General features: G+C 69.1%; 12 protein-coding genes and 4 pseudogenes. 7 read left to right on the forward strand and 9 right to left on the reverse strand.

The window, feature by feature from the left end; genetic code table 11:
- Positions 1-446: 446 nt before the first annotated feature.
- Complete coding sequence (locus ACWEKM_RS13090; protein WP_451621253.1) at positions 447-1,568, reverse strand: alpha-L-rhamnosidase-related protein; 1,122 nt, start codon at positions 1,566-1,568, stop codon at positions 447-449.
- Positions 1,569-1,637: 69 nt separating this feature from the next.
- Between ACWEKM_RS13090 and ACWEKM_RS13095 the strand changes: the two genes are divergently transcribed.
- From ACWEKM_RS13095 to ACWEKM_RS13115, 5 genes are all read left to right on the forward strand, one after another.
- A complete protein-coding gene (locus ACWEKM_RS13095) occupies positions 1,638-2,678 on the forward strand; it encodes a beta-galactosidase (RefSeq protein ID WP_451621327.1) in 1,041 nt (346 codons plus the stop codon).
- A gap of 63 nt (positions 2,679-2,741) precedes the next feature.
- Positions 2,742-4,502, forward strand: coding sequence for a family 43 glycosylhydrolase (locus tag ACWEKM_RS13100; protein ID WP_451621254.1), 1,761 nt, complete (start codon positions 2,742-2,744; stop codon positions 4,500-4,502).
- A gap of 71 nt (positions 4,503-4,573) precedes the next feature.
- Positions 4,574-5,107, forward strand: coding sequence for a DUF5605 domain-containing protein (locus ACWEKM_RS13105; protein WP_451621255.1), 534 nt, complete (start codon positions 4,574-4,576; stop codon positions 5,105-5,107).
- Between the two features lie 363 nt (positions 5,108-5,470).
- Complete coding sequence (locus ACWEKM_RS13110; RefSeq protein WP_451621256.1) at positions 5,471-6,808, forward strand: sensor domain-containing protein; 1,338 nt, start codon at positions 5,471-5,473, stop codon at positions 6,806-6,808.
- Positions 6,809-6,861: 53 nt separating this feature from the next.
- Positions 6,862-7,506 (forward strand): LuxR C-terminal-related transcriptional regulator, encoded by a 645-nt coding sequence (locus ACWEKM_RS13115; protein ID WP_451621328.1) that lies wholly within the window; start codon positions 6,862-6,864, stop codon positions 7,504-7,506.
- A 114-nt stretch (positions 7,507-7,620) separates the two neighbouring features.
- On the opposite strand, the gene ACWEKM_RS13120 is transcribed toward ACWEKM_RS13115, so the two are convergent.
- The 3 genes and pseudogenes from ACWEKM_RS13120 to ACWEKM_RS13130 form a co-directional block, all read right to left on the reverse strand.
- Complete coding sequence (locus tag ACWEKM_RS13120; RefSeq protein WP_451621257.1) at positions 7,621-8,424, reverse strand: hypothetical protein; 804 nt, start codon at positions 8,422-8,424, stop codon at positions 7,621-7,623.
- A gap of 694 nt (positions 8,425-9,118) precedes the next feature.
- On the reverse strand, positions 9,119-10,414 hold the full coding sequence (locus ACWEKM_RS13125; RefSeq protein ID WP_451621258.1) for a glucarate dehydratase family protein: 1,296 nt from the start codon (positions 10,412-10,414) through the stop codon (positions 9,119-9,121).
- Positions 10,411-10,551, reverse strand: a pseudogene (locus tag ACWEKM_RS13130) (5-dehydro-4-deoxyglucarate dehydratase); the annotation flags it as partial. The gene ACWEKM_RS13125 and the pseudogene ACWEKM_RS13130, both read right to left, overlap by 4 nt.
- 146 nt (positions 10,552-10,697) lie before the next feature.
- Here ACWEKM_RS13130 and ACWEKM_RS13135 point away from each other — a divergent pair.
- Positions 10,698-10,898 (forward strand): annotated as a pseudogene (locus tag ACWEKM_RS13135) (IclR family transcriptional regulator); the annotation flags it as partial.
- On the opposite strand, the pseudogene ACWEKM_RS13140 reads toward ACWEKM_RS13135, so the two are convergent.
- Positions 10,892-10,990, reverse strand: a pseudogene (locus ACWEKM_RS13140) (DUF4158 domain-containing protein); the annotation flags it as partial. The pseudogenes ACWEKM_RS13135 and ACWEKM_RS13140 overlap by 7 nt on opposite strands.
- 247 nt (positions 10,991-11,237) lie before the next feature.
- On the opposite strand from ACWEKM_RS13140, the gene ACWEKM_RS13145 reads away from it, so the two are divergent.
- Complete coding sequence (locus tag ACWEKM_RS13145; RefSeq protein WP_451621259.1) at positions 11,238-11,417, forward strand: hypothetical protein; 180 nt, start codon at positions 11,238-11,240, stop codon at positions 11,415-11,417.
- 350 nt (positions 11,418-11,767) lie between these two features.
- Here the strand turns inward: ACWEKM_RS13145 and ACWEKM_RS13150 are convergent.
- The 4 genes and pseudogenes from ACWEKM_RS13150 to ACWEKM_RS13165 all read right to left on the reverse strand — a co-directional run.
- Positions 11,768-12,624: pseudogene (locus ACWEKM_RS13150) on the reverse strand (DUF2264 domain-containing protein); the annotation flags it as partial.
- Between the two features lie 503 nt (positions 12,625-13,127).
- Positions 13,128-13,451 carry a hypothetical protein gene (locus ACWEKM_RS13155; RefSeq protein WP_451621260.1) on the reverse strand — a complete coding sequence of 108 codons (324 nt, stop codon included), beginning with the start codon at positions 13,449-13,451 and terminating at the stop codon, positions 13,128-13,130.
- On the reverse strand, positions 13,448-13,753 hold the full coding sequence (locus tag ACWEKM_RS13160) for a hypothetical protein (RefSeq protein WP_403696874.1): 306 nt from the start codon (positions 13,751-13,753) through the stop codon (positions 13,448-13,450). The genes ACWEKM_RS13155 and ACWEKM_RS13160 overlap by 4 nt, the downstream gene beginning before the upstream one ends.
- Before the next feature lie 68 nt (positions 13,754-13,821).
- A complete protein-coding gene (locus ACWEKM_RS13165) occupies positions 13,822-14,178 on the reverse strand; it encodes a hypothetical protein (protein ID WP_451621261.1) in 357 nt (118 codons plus the stop codon).
- Positions 14,179-14,180: the final 2 nt, after the last annotated feature.

The following is a 14,180-nucleotide window of genomic DNA, read 5'->3' on the forward strand; positions in this document are numbered from 1 at the left end:
GTCTGTCCAGAGCTGGGGCCGCCCGGACCGATCCATCCCGACATGCGCCGATCAGCCTGCTTCGCGGAGATCATTTCGCCGAGAAAACCTCACTGGCTGTGAGCAGGTGACGTCGGGGCCGGAAGAACACGCGTTGTCCCCATGCTCGTCCCCATGTCTACTTCAGGGCAGGAGCCCGTACCGTCGCGTGGCACCTCATGTCGTCGGCCGCAAAGTGTTCGACCGCCGGCGCCGGGCGGGTCTCGTCAGCTGGGCGAGCTTCTGTTTCAGCGTCAGCCGGGACGCGAGCCTTCCGACCGCGCCGTCACTGTGCGCGCGACAGGCGTCCTCCTTGGTTGAAAGGGATTGTTCGTCACGCGGTCACCTGGACCGGTGTTCCGGTCACCTTGCGGCCGTATCCCGAGTTGCGGGTTGGTCGACAGGATCGATGCGACGCAGGCCGGCGGTTACCGCCTGGTTGGTTCCTCCTGGTCGGCATGCCGGCGGGTGAACTGTGACCGGCCCGGGCCCACCGTCAGTTCCTCACCGTCAGGGAAGACAACGGTGGCGGTGGACGTGGGCGGGACATCGACGGTGATGTCCAACTCCTCACCCCGAGTGCGCCACTCGACCGCGATGGTGCCGCGCGGGCCGTCGAAGGTGCCGCGCGCCCAGTCGACCGACGGGTGGGGTACCGGCGCGACGACGAACCGCTCCCAGGCCACGGAGCCCTCCGCCTGCCGCAGCCCGAGGGTGTGGGTGTGCAGGAAGTCGATGACCGCGCCCTTGCTGTAGTGGTTGAGCGAGGCGTTCGCGTCGCCGTTGTCGTCGACGCCGTCCCACTCCTCCCAGATCGTGGTGGCACCCCGGTCGAGCATGCCGAGCCAGGACGGCGAGGTGCGCTGGAACAGGACCTCGTACGCCAGGTCGGCGTGGCCGGTGTCCGCGAGGACGGGGAGCAGGTCGGCGGTGGAGAGGAAGCCCGTGCCCAGGTGTGTTCCGGCTTCGCGGATCAGTGCGGCCAGGCGCACGGCGACTGCTTCGCGCAGTTCCTTGGGGGCGAGGCCGAGGGCGAGGGCGCGGACGTAACTCGCCTGGGTATCGACAGTGGTGCGGCCGGCGCCGTTCAGGAATTCCGCACGCCAGGCGTCCTTGATCCGTTCCGCAAGATCTGCGTACCGGGCGGCCTCGTCGCCGCGGCCCAGGACTCGGGCGATCGTGGCGAGGGTGGCGGTCGAGCGGAACAGGAACGCCGTGCCGACCTCGCCCTTGTCCGTCGCCATCCACCCGTCGGAGTCGCCTTGCGCCGGTTCGATGAGCGAGCCGTCCGCGGTGCGGGGCTTCGGCTCGGCCCACTCACCCCAGTGGAAGGACCCGTCCCAGATGAACTCCTCATGGGGCAGTGGCTCGGCGGAGCGGGCCACCCGGGAGGGGTGGCGGGCGGTGCGGGCAGTAGTGAGCGCCCATTCGACCCAGCGGACCATGGCGTCCCAGTTCTCGGTGAGCACCTGACGGTTGCCGTAGGTCTCGTACAGCTTCCATGGCACCAGCACGATGGCGTCGCCCCAGCCGGCGGAGCCGGTCATCATGTCCAGGCGCTGGACTCCTGGCACAACAAACCCGCCTACGACGGACAGTGGCGCCAGTCCGCCTGGGCGCTGGTCTCCCGCGGCGCCTCGATGATCGAGTACTGGCACTGGCACACCCTGCACTTCGGCACCGAGACCTACGTCGGTGGCATCCTCCCGCACAGCGGCCGCCCGGGCCGGATCTACCGCGAACTTGCCGCACTCGGCGCCGAGTTGGAGACAGCAGGCGACCTGGTCGCCTCCCTCACCCCGGACGCGGACGCCGCCTTCCTGTACTCGCTTCCCAGTAAATGGGCGCTGGCGGCCAAGCCCCCACTGGCCAGGCCGGACGGCTCGCGCGACGAGCGCTCCCACGGGACCATCTTCGACGCCTTCTACCGCGGCGCCTTCGACGCGGGCCTGCAAGCGCGCCTGGTCCATCCCGGCCAACTGGACGCCGTGGACCTGCCGCCGCTGCTCGTCGTCCCGGCGTTCTATACCGCGGACGACGCAACGCTGGACCGGCTGCTCGCCTACGCGGAGTCCGGCGGACATCTGGTGATCGGCCCGCGCACCGGCTACGCGGACCTCGAAGCCCGGGCCCGCACCGACGTCCAGCCGGCCCGCCTCGCCGGGCCCGCCGCAGTCTCGTACGACGAATACACCAACCTGGACACGCCCGTGAAGGTGCTGGGCAGCGCCGAACTGGCCCTGCCACCCGAGGCACGCGCCCTGCACTGGGCGGAGGGGTTCGTCCCGGACGGGGCGGACGTACTGGCCACCTACGACGATCCGCACCTCGGACGCTGGCCCGCCGCCACGACCCGCCAGTACGGAACCGGCCGTATCACCTGTGTCGGCACGGTGCCCGACCCTGCCTTCGGAGAAGCACTGTTCCGCTGGGCCGCCCCGGCCGGAGCATGGGGCCACTCCCACCCGAGCGTCACCGCGACCTCGGCCACCTCCCGTGACGGCCGTCGCGTCCGCTTCCTGCACAACTGGTCATGGGACCCGGTCTCCGTTTCGCTGCCCACCGCCGCAAAGGACGCCCTCACCCATACCGTCCATGCGGCCGGTGAGTCGGTCGAGCTCGGCCCGTGGGATCTGAAGGTGTTCACGGAACGCGACTGACCTCGCCCTCCAGTTCACCGCACGCATCACCATCCACTGTCACTCACCGCAGGAGACCCGCCCATGCGCTCTTCCCAGGGAGTGCTCTGCAATCCCCTCGACCTCCCGTACCGCTACCAGGACATCCGCACCACCGACGACACAAGCACTGACGTACGGCGCTCCGTCCACCGGGAGGCGGCGGATCCCTCCATCGTGCGGTACCGGGGCCGCTTCTACATGTTCGTGTCGATGTCGGCGGGTTTCTGGCACTCGGCGGATCTGCTGCGGTGGGAGTACCGCCCGACCTCCAAGCTGCCCGCCCTCGACTACGCGCCGGATGTCCGGGAGGTCGACGGAGCGCTGTACATCAGCGCGTCCAGGAAGACGGACAACTGCCCCTTCTTACGCAGCGTGGACCCGCTGGCCGACGACTTCGTAGAGGTCACGCCGGGCACCTTCCCCTTCTGGGACCCGAGCCTGTTCCAGGACGACGACGGCGGTGTCTATCTCTACTGGGGATGCGACAACGACACGCCCCTCTACGGGGCGCGACTGTCGGGCACCTTCGCCCGGATCACCGAACCGCTGCCCCTGATCCGTGCCGATGTCGCAACGCACGGCTGGGAACAGGTCGGCGAGGACCATGTCGCGACGCCAACGGGCCCCGGCCAGGAGAAGGTCCTGTCCCGACTCCAGGGCAAGCCCTATATCGAGGGCGCCTGGATGACCAAGCACGACGGGACCTACTACCTTCAGTACGCGGCGCCCGGCACGCAGTTCAACACCTACGCCGACGGCTATTACACGGCCTCGTCCCCGCTGGGCCCGTTCGCGTACTCGCTCGACAGCCCGTTCTCGTCGAAGCCGGGCGGTTTCATCACCGGGGCAGGCCACGGAAGCACGTTCCAGGACCGTCATGGAAACTGGTGGCACGCGTCGACCATGCGTATCTCGGTGAACGACGACTTCGAGCGGCGCATCGGGATCTTCCCCGCTGGATTCGACCATGACGGCGTCCTCTTCTGCAACCAGAACTTCGCCGACTACCCCTTCGTCGTCCCCGACGGGCCGTTCGACCCGTGGACGCCCCCGCCCTGGATGCTGCTGTCCTACAAAGCGCACGCCACCGCCTCGTCCTCCGCCCCCGGCCACACTCCCTCGTCGGCGGTCGACGAGGACATCCTCACCTGGTGGGCAGCCGGGAGCCGCGAGCCGGGCGAGTCACTGACCGTCGACCTCGGCGTGAGTAAGACGGTGCACGCGGTGCAGATCAATCTGGCGGATCACGAGCTGGGCGACCTGGCTCCACAGACCGCCGAAGGAGCCGACTGGAACCCCCACATCTGGCGCGGCATCTTCCCCACCCATGAACCGGCGGAGACCGTGGTGGAGATCTCGCCGGACGGCCGGCAGTGGACCGTCCTCCAAGACTCCCGGGAAACGAACACCGACGCCCCGCACGCGTTCATCGTGCTCGACGCACCGCTGCGCGCCCGGTTCGTCCGGGTCACCGGCGGCCGCATGCCGTTCGACGGTGTCCTCGCGGTCAGCGGCATACGGGTCTTCGGCACGGGTGACATCACGGCTCCGCACCCGGTTCGCGCCCAGGCCCGCCGTGTCGACGGCCGCACCGCCAGGATCGAGTGGGACGCCAGCACCGAGGCCACCGGCTACAACATCCGCTACGGCCGCCACCCACAGAAGCTGTACCACAGCTGGCAGATACACGAGCGGACCGCACTCGACCTGCGCTCACTCAACGCCGACGCAGAGTACTGGGTCGCGGTGGACGCGTTCGGCGAAGGTGGCATCACGCCCGGGGAAACGGTGCCAGTGAAATGATCGCAGGCCCTGCGGGCGCAGTCGCATCCTCCAGCCCCACCTGAGACCTCGGCTGGAACACCACCGCATGCTTGGGCCGCACCGTACGAGCCCCAACGGCGCCCCGCAACCAGGGTTGGGGCAACCTCACGGGTGAGGAACTCGTACGGCGCTGCTGGGAGGGCGCGGTCCGCGGCGGGTACGTCCAGCACGGGGAGACCTACCTCAACGACGCCGAGGAGCTGTGGTGGTCCAAGGGCGGCGGGCTGACCGGGACCAGCCCTGAGCGCATGGCATTCCTTCGCAGTGTCATCCGCGAATCCCCCACTGGGGTCTTCGACCCGCTCCCCTCCGACTGGGACGTTCCGCGCGGCGGGGTCCGGGACACGTATGAACTCATCTACTTCGGCCTCAGCCGCCCTCGTTTCAGGAACATCAGCCTGCCCGCCGACGGGCGCTTCGCGATCGACGTGATCGACACATGGCCCATGACGGTCGACCGTCTCGGCGTGACGACAGGCAGCAATGTCCGCGTAGAGCTGCCGGGCCGTCCCTACGTGGCCGTGCGCCTGCCCCGCCTGCCCGACAGCACCGAGGCGGGGACACAGTCGTCGGTGCCGACCTGACCCGTGGCGCCGCTCGCGCCGACGACGCGATTTTCTGCCGGTCACCAACGTCCACCGGTAAGTTCGGTGGGCCCTCACACCCGAAGGTCCGCCAGCGCGTGGTCGGAACTCGTTGAGGAACTGGAACGGCTCGTTGAGCACGCGGGCGGACTCGATGCCTTCGGGATGGTGCCGGCCGGGCATTGCGATGGCTGCCGAAGGTGGCGTCGATCGCACCGGACCGGATGGCGGCGACGGCGGTCTCGATGCCGAACAGCATCAGCAGCGAGGCGCTCCGCTCGCCGAGGTGAGTCAGGGCACAGCGTCGGTCCGGTGGTCCGGCGCTGTGCTTTGCCCGGGTCGGGTCGCGTTTATGCTGGCGGTATGGCTGAGTTGGTGCCCTTCGCAGTCGCGGTTCGGTGGCGGACGGGGGTTGGGGGCGTCGTCCGTGCGGGGCGTCGCACGCTCGTGGAGTCGCTCTACCTTCTCACCGGGCCCGTGACCGCCGCGGTCGGCCTGGTACTGGTGGTCGGCGGTGTGTGTGCGGGGACGGTCGGTTCGCTGCTGCCGGGCAGGTCGCGGCCCGTGGCCGGCGCACTGGCACTGGCACGGTGGCCCGGCGACCTCGAATGGTGGCGGATCGGCACGGTGCGGTCCCTGGCCGACGGGGTACAGGGCACGGGCGAACGGCCGAGGCCGAAGGAGGCGGCCGCGGCGTCGGAGCCGGGGCTGTGGCTCGATGTGGCGCACGCGGTGGTGGTGATCCCGGTCGTACTGGTCACCTCGGCGGTGACGGTGCTGTGGTGGTTCGTCGGCGTCGCGACCGCCACCTTCCCTCTGCGTAGCCGGGTGACACCCGGATCGCTGCGGCCGATGTCCCTGTACCTGGGCAACGCCCGGTCCCACATCGACTTGGGCCTTGGACTGGTGTCGCCGGTCGAACGGATCGCCTTCGCGGTCACACTCGGTCTGGTGCTGCTGGCCACGCTGCCGTTGGTGACCCGCGCATGCGTCGCCGCCCAGACCGGGCTGGGACAGGCGCTGCTATCCGACATGTCCGCGTTGCACCGCAGGGTCAGCGGGCTGGAGCGGGAACGGGACACGGCCCGTGCGCAGGCGGTGGCGGCGGTGTCGGCCGAGGCGGAGGCGCTGCGTCGGCTGGAACGCGACATCCACGACGGGCCACAGCAGCGGCTGGTGCGGTTGGCGATGGAACTCGGCCGCGCCCAGCACCACTTCGAGCGTCGGCCGGAGCTCGTCCGGGCGGCGCTGGCCGACGCGGTCGTCCAAGCGCAGGAGGCGCTGGACGAACTCCGGGCCCTTTCACGCGGCATCGCCCCACCGATCCTCGCCGACCGGGGGCTGCACGCGGCACTTGCCGCGCTGGCCGCGCGTTCCGTCGTCCCCGCCGAACTCCAAGCCGGTCCGGTGCGCCCGCAGCTGGACCCCGCGGTCGAGACGGCCGCGTATTTCGTGGTCGCCGAGGCCCTGACGAACGTGGCCAAGCACAGCCGGGCCCGCCGGTGCACGATCGGCCTGCGCCACACGGAGGGAGTCTTGCGGGTCCAGGTGACGGACGACGGGGTGGGTGGTGCGGCCCTGGGCAAGGGGCACGGGCTGCGGGGCCTTGGCGACCGGGTGCTCGCGGTCGGCGGCAGACTGCGAGTCATCAGTCCCGAGGGCGGCCCGACGACGATCACCGCGGAGCTGCCATGCCGCTGAACTGGGACGAGGCAGCGCCCGGAACGTCGCCGAGGGATGTGGCCCGTCGTCCGCTGCGGATCGTCGTGGCCGATGACGCGGTGCTGCTTTGCGAGGGCCTGGTCCGGTTGCTTGCCGAGGACGGTCACGAAGTGGTGGCGGCGGTCGGTGACGGCCCGGCCTTGGTCGAGGCGGTGCTCGCACACCGCCCGGACGTGTCGATCGTCGACGTACGGATGCCGCCGACCCATACGGACGAGGGCCTGCGCGCGGCGATCACCGCCCGCGGGCAGCTGCCCGCCGCCCCCATGCTGGTGTTCAGCCAGTACGTGGAGGTGTCCTACGCCGCCGACCTGCTCGCGGACGGCTGCGGCGCCGTCGGCTACCTGCTCAAGGACAGGGTCGCCAAGGTCGAGGAGTTCCTGGACGCCCTCGACCGGGTCGCCGGCGGCGCGACGGTGCTCGACCCCAAAGTCGTCGCCGAGTTGCTGGCCGGGCAGCGCCGGAACGACCCCTTGGAGGCACTGACCGTCCGAGAACGGGAGCTGCTGGCCTTGATGGCCGAGGGCCATTCCAACACGGCCATCGCCCGGCGACTGGTGCTTTCCACCAGCGCGGTGGAAAAGCACATCGGCAACATCTTCGCGAAGCTCGGCCTGCCGCCCGACGATGCCCGGCACCGCCGGGTGCTCGCTGTCCTCGCCTACCTCAACGCCTGACGACGGCCCCGCTCCGACCGCTCCCCGAGCCCGTGCGCGAGCAAGCTCCTGGCACGAGTCGGGCACGGCCTGCTCGCGCAGCACGGTCGAGCGCAAGGCGAGTTCGGGTGTTGACTACCATCCGCCGTTGAAGAACGCCAAGAGTGGAGGCGCCGGGTCCGCCGCGACGCTCCAGTTCGCCACCGCGACAACGATCACAGCCAGCGACGACAAGGCCGACACCACACCGAACAACCCCAGCACGCGCTTGGTCCGCCGGTCGGACGATCCCCTTTTCGCATAGCTCGTCCACGAGATGGCACTCATACCGATCAGGACGAGCGCCACGGTCACGGCAAGCACGACCATCGCCTCGTGGAATCGGGCATAGTCGTCGACCATCACCGCGAGAGCGGGCGGCGTGTGGCCACCCGTGCCCGGGTAGTGGGTCAGTTGCTGCCTGATCTGATCGACCGTCTCAGCCAGCCGCCCGTCGGATGCGCCCAGCGGCAGCATCGATATCAGTGAGGCGAAGGGCGCCACTGCACCATGGATGTTGGCCATGACCACCGCCAGTGAGAACAGCGCAAGCATCGTGACGAGAGCGCCGGCTGACGCGAGGACAGCCCTTCGTCCCCTCGGATCCCCGGCCCTCAGGAACGTCTTCCACAGAAGAACGCCGAGCGCAACGAGCACGATCAGCAGGAGCGCGGCGATCACGGCCTTGGCCACGTGGTACCAGAACCAGTAGTCGACGACCCTCTCCAAACTCGGAGGGAAACCCCGGTCGCCGGAATTCCAGTAGTCGACGAAAGCTGAGCTGAGGGCGGAGACGAGGGAGCGTTGATCGGCGAAGCCGACGCTCGACGCACCCGCCGCCAGTGTGCGCGGAGCGAGGACGAAGGCGGCGCCGAGGGCCACGGCGAGGGTGCCGAGCACAGCGAGGGCGCGACCGGGGCGATCTGCGGATCGTGGCGGGGCTGTGCGAGTGCGCACGGAGGCCCCTTCCGCTGGATCGGGTGTGCAGCCGGCGCGGCGGCCGCGAGGTCCGCCGGTCGCGCTCAAGGATGCCGGTGGGCGCTGGTTCTGGCGTGATGCTGCTGTCATACCGATCACCTTCGCGCGCCGCCGATTGCCCGGTCACTGCGGGACGCCGCCGACTTGGGGTGTGGTCAGCCACACCCCTCAGCGGGCAGGACAGGCGGCGGGGACTTCCCTGAGAATGCCTCGCATGGATGATGCGTTCACGTTCCTTCGGCGAGCGACTGATCTGCTCCCCGATGGTGCTCGCGCCGAAAACGGTGTGACGTCCGACGGATCGAACGTCGGAAGAAGTACCTGTGGCCGGGCTCGACCGGCTCGGCGATGGCGCGCTGGCGGAGCTTCGTCCACCAGCCGAATCGACGGCTGTGGGAGTACGAGAGGGGCGGCTGCACGAAGTGGGCCTGCTGCGGTGACCCATGGCAGGCCCGCGAGTTCCTCGAAGGGGTGATGCCGGCGATGTCCCGCCGTCGAGCGCGCGAACTCCGCAGCCTTGTGGGGGCTTTGGACGACAGTACTGATTCGAGGCGCACCGCCGTCACTTCTCGCGCCGAGTCCGGCCCACGGTCGGGACGACCCGGAGCAGGGGGTCTCACCAACGGGGGACGGCAGGGGTGACCCACTGGGGGTCGGCGACCCGCATCGCGGCCGCGTCGTCGCGTTCTCTGAACGTGCCGTCGTCGGCGGCCCAGCGACGGTGCAGGAGCTCCAGCCGGTCGCGGTCGAGTTCGACGCCGAGGCCGGGCGCGTCGGAGACGGCGATCTTGCCACCGGTGAAGGTGAGGCGTTCGGTGAGGACGTCCTCCGGCTGCCAGGGGTAGTGGGAGTCGCAGGCGTGGTGGAGGTCGGGGACGGTGGCGGCCACCTGGGTCATGGCGGCCAGGCTGATTCCCAGGTGGGTGTTGGAGTGCATGGAGACGCCGACGCCGAAGGTGCGGCAGACAGCAGCCAGTTGCTGGGTGTTGCGCAGCCCGCCCCAGTAGTGGTGGTCGGAGAGCACCACCTGGACGGCGCCCGTGGTGAATGCCTCCTGGATCTCGGCGAAGGTCGTCACGCACATATTGGTGGCCAACGGGACGTGGGTGCCCGCGGCGACTTCGGCCATGGCGGGGGTGCCGAGCGTGGGGTCCTCCAGGTATTCGAGGACGTCGGCGAGTTCGTTCGCCACGGTCAGCGAGGTCGCCACGGACCAGGCGCCGTTGGGGTCGAGCCGCAGCGGGTGCCCGGGAAAGGCCCGGGCCAGCGCGCGGACGGCGGCCGTCTCCTCGTCGGGCGGGAAGACGCCGCCCTTGAGCTTGAAGGAGGTGAAGCCGTACCGCTCCTTGAACGTACGTGCCTGCTCGACGATCCCGGCGGGGTCGAGGGCGGCGCCCCAATCGTCCCGTTCACCGGCGACACCCTCGGGGTGGTCGGCCCACTTGTAGAAGAGGTACGCGCTGTACTCGACGGCGTCGCGCACCTTGCCGCCGAGCAGCGCGTGCACGGGCAGGCCGAGCGCCTTGCCGAGGGCATCGAGGCAGGCGACCTCGAAGCCGGAGACAACGGACAGCCGCAGCTTGCCGGCGGTCTGCACACCACGCAGCCCGCCGAAGCCGACGGCCTCGTTCACCCGGGAGGCGGCCACGGCGATGTCGTCCGCGATCGTGAACAGTCCGTTGAGGTCGAAGACTTGACGCCCTTTCAGCCGGTCGGCGAACGGCCGGGCCAGTTCCAGGTACTTGGTGTCCCCGTATGTCTCGCCGATGCCCGTGACACCGTCCGCGGTCACCACCTCGATGATCAGGCGGGGTGTGTAGGGCTGGTGGACGCCCTGTGTGTTCAGCAGCGGCGGGTCGGCGACCAGGATCGGGGTCAACCGTACGTCGGTGATGGTCAGGTCCCGGGTCACAGAGGGGCTCCCACAAGGTCGAGTCCGTTGGTCAGCAGGGTCTTCAGGAGGGCGAGGCCGGCTGGGGCCGGCTGGCTGAGCGGGGCACGCACGGGGCCGACGGGCCGGCCGCGCAGCCGGTCCGCTGCCTTCATCAGCAGGCGGCAAGCTGTTCCAGCTGTGCGACCAGGCCGTCCTGCGGGGGATCACCCGCCCTCATTCCCCTATGTAGACGTCATCCATGTATGAAGACAGAGGTTATGGAGACGAACCAGGGGCGTCAATGGCCCGGAGGGACCCGACTACGGACGAACTGGGCGTGCCCCGCAACTCGATGCACGCGCTGCCACGGACCCTGATCTCCCGCGGCTGGGTCCGCACCGACATCTCCGGCTCGCTCTACGGCATCGGCATGCACGCCCCGCTCACGGGCACCAGCCATCTCGACTCCGACCCGCGGGTGCGCGCCGTGCGCCCTGTCTCGACGAGGCGTCCGAGGGGCACCGCGAGAGGGTTCTCCAGGAACAGTCCCACGTACCGGACCGTGCACATCTGGAAGGCGAGGCCCAGCTGATGATGCTTCGTACGCGGCAGCGAATGCGCACAGTCCGTTTCCCACGGCCAACTGCGGCCGAGTAATCGGTCCGTGGAGAACAGGCCGGAAAAACCCAAGGTCAGCGCGGCCGCTGTGCTGATACAGGCAAGGGAAAGACCGGAAGGATGAGGAGACGAACCCCCGCGAAAGCCCCGTCAGTGTTCCCCTCTCGCCGGCGGTTTGCACACGGAGAGTTCAGGGCCACATGAGAGCGGTCCGGGTGGTTGGGACTGTGAGAAATAGGGAGATTTGGACCCATTACGCGCACCTCTGGTCCTCGGGGAAAAGGGGCTCGCCGACCGGAACCCGGAGCAGGGCGACTTCAACGGGGTCCTCGACGACCTGCTCGCTGGTCTCGGCGAGGGGATCCCGCTGGCCGACGCCCCAATCGAGGCCGGGACTCCGACTGTCGCCTCGGAGGCGAAGTGATCGGTGAACAGCCGACCGGTGGACGGCCGACGTCACCCGGATTCCATGCGAGCCCGAACTGAACCTGTGGCCACCGATAGATCCCTGACCAGATCACCGGCGCTGCCAACCGGTCCACCAGAGCCTGACCCCCGGCACGAAGCACAAGCCCACCACGCCCCGACGGCGCCATCAGACACTCACGCACCCAACAACGTGGCGGCGCCCCGAGGTGACCTCCTCGACCTCATGGACCGTGCCCCTGACGTCCTGGCGCAGGGCCGCCCACCGCCCCGGTGCTCCCGCATCCTCTGACGCTGCCGCGCCCTTGCACGCCATGATGTTGACGGGCTCGTCGCACCTGTCCCTGATCAGTCGCCTGCGTCGGCCTCGGTGCGTGCCGTGGTGACACGAAGCGGCTCGAAGGTCACGACAGTCTCCAGTCCGTCCGCCCAGCGGACACGCAACTCCCCTTCTGCCCAGACAACTTCAGTGTCCTTGTGTGTGGGCAGGAGCGTGTCGATGTCCGCCCCCAGGGCTGCCAGCGCGACGAACACCGCGGTTCCCTGGGCCCCGCTGACAGCCGGGGCATGCGCACCGATGATTCATAGGCCGTCCCCTTGAGGGCACCCACCTCGTCCGCCTCACTCCAGCCGAGCAGACCGACCAGGTCGGAACGATGTTCCTGAGTGGCCCAGCCGGTGAGGGTGAGTCGGGCCCCGTGCGGCGCCCCGAGTACGCGATGGATCCGCAGCTCATGGCGCCCACGTGCCACGGTCACGCTCTCGACACGCAGCCCCGGGACCATCGGCGGTCCGGACACGAACACCGGCCGGTGCCAGGATGCCGCCCAGCCCCACCCGTCGCCCCGTCCCGCCCCGAGCGGATGGATACGCCGTCGCACGCTGGCAACACCGCCGACCTCGACGGACACATGGTTGTCCGCACTGTCGCCCCCCGATGTGGGACCGGTGTGCGTGGAGTACGCATGGCGGCCGTACAAGGGGTCGGCCTCTGCCGCGGACTCGCCGTCGTGTGGCCGGACGTGGTCACTGCCGTGGTTGTGCAAGCGGACGATTCCATCGGACCCGGTCGACTGTACGAGCAACCCTGGTGCGGGCAGCGCGAGCACCTGATCGGGGCCCTCGCTCGGGGCCGGTTGTTCGGTCGCCGTCCACAACGGGTGATCCGCAGATGCGAGAAGCGCCACGAATGCCTTCGAGGCCCAGCGGGCCACCTGTTGACGGCTGTGTCGGCGAGCCGCTCCCACTCGTTGTTGGCCAACGGCGTGGCCGACGACGGCGCCGTGTACGCGCTGGCAGATGGGGCTTGCGTACTCGATGCCCTTGGCCTGGCAGACGTGCTCCGGCTCCAGGCCGTGTTTGCGGTGGTGGTAGCGGACGGTCATGCGACGCCCGCAGATCCCGCACATCGTCATGCCCTGCAGCAGGGCGCGCCCTCGCGAGCCGGCCCGTGGGCAGCGGTCCTTGCCATAGGCGGCGGCGTTCGCGGTGAGCTTGGCCTGGTTGGCCTCGTACTTGTCGAAGGAGACGTAGCCGATGTGCAACATCTGCGAGCAGATGAGCTATCGATCGCGGCATGAGCCCCTGTGTCCACGCTCCGGGGGAACGCCTCACAACTCCCATCAGCCCAGGTCAGCGGGCACTTCTCTATATCCGGGGCCATCCGAGCCGATCGTCACGCGATGGATCCAGGGTCAGGGTGGCCGGCTCACTGCCAGAAACACTCGTCGATCACGATCTGCGGATCGGTGTTCCTGCGGGTGAAGTGGTACCGGAGCCACCCTCGGCCGTGATCGAAGTAGATGATGTGCTCGCCACCGGGGCGGGTGGACTGGACGGGTTCGACACTCATTCCGCCTGGGAGGTCGCGGTCGCTGTCGATGCCCCGGAAGTACGGGTCAGCGGCGGTGACGAGTTCGGCACGGGCTTCGTCGACCAAGACACGGGCCTCTTCGGGGAGGGCGTTTCTGTTGTCCTCGGCATTCTTGGTCCAGTCGGCTTGCCAGGGCGGCCCCATGAAATCGTCGGTCACTGGCCGGGCTCTGCCTTCGCTGCCGTGCGGCGAATGCGTCCGGCTTCTTCAATGAGTGACTTGGCGCGGGCGTAGTCAGGTTCCCGGCTGGCCTCGTCCTCCAGGCCGTGCACCTTCGCTTCTAGTTGGGGGTCGCGGGCAAGAGCGAATTCGCCCCACCAGCGGGCCATGAAGGCGGGTACCGGCGCGAGGTCGTAAGCGTCGGCGATGTCGCGGCGCCAGTGTCGATCGAAGTCGACGAGGAGTTGCGGCGCATGCTGGGCGATGGCTGCGCGGAGCGCCTTCGGTGTCCTGTCGGGCATGGGGGGCACGGCCCCAGAATCGAGAGTGGCGGTAGTCATGAACGGCAGTTCCCATGCTCGGCGGTCGGTCAGGCGGCAGTTGGCTTCGTCCGGCCTGGGGCAGTGCCGTCAGGCTCTTCGGTAGATGGTTTCCGATTGTCCTTGGTGACGCTTTGCGTGAACCGGTGTCCGGCCCGGGCGAGGCTGTTGTCACGCAGGGTGTAGATCATGCTGGAGTCCTTGTAGCCCAGCATGCGGGCGAGTCCAGCGACCCGTCCGTACGGGAGCTTTCCGCCGACGGGTGCGGTGACGGCGGCACGAACGTCGTCTTCGAGTTGTCTGCGGAGCTGAGCGAGCTGCTTTTCCGCGCGGATGATCTCGGCGCGGGTATTGCGGACCTTCTGCACGTCGGGGTCCTGATCGTCCTTGTTCTGCTTCGCCGACATGC

It is taken from the genome of Streptomyces sp. NPDC004752 (assembly GCF_053601275.1).

Coding starts and splice junctions, on each gene's coding strand:
- ACWEKM_RS13090 (WP_451621253.1), bottom strand. CDS start 1,568: ATGATGACCGGCTCCGCCGGCTGGGGCGACGCCATCGTGCTGGTGCCA.
- ACWEKM_RS13100 (WP_451621254.1), top strand. CDS start 2,742: ATGCGCTCTTCCCAGGGAGTGCTCTGCAATCCCCTCGACCTCCCGTAC.
- ACWEKM_RS13110 (WP_451621256.1), top strand. CDS start 5,471: ATGGCTGAGTTGGTGCCCTTCGCAGTCGCGGTTCGGTGGCGGACGGGG.
- ACWEKM_RS13160 (WP_403696874.1), bottom strand. CDS start 13,753: ATGCCCGACAGGACACCGAAGGCGCTCCGCGCAGCCATCGCCCAGCAT.
- ACWEKM_RS13165 (WP_451621261.1), bottom strand. CDS start 14,178: ATGTCGGCGAAGCAGAACAAGGACGATCAGGACCCCGACGTGCAGAAG.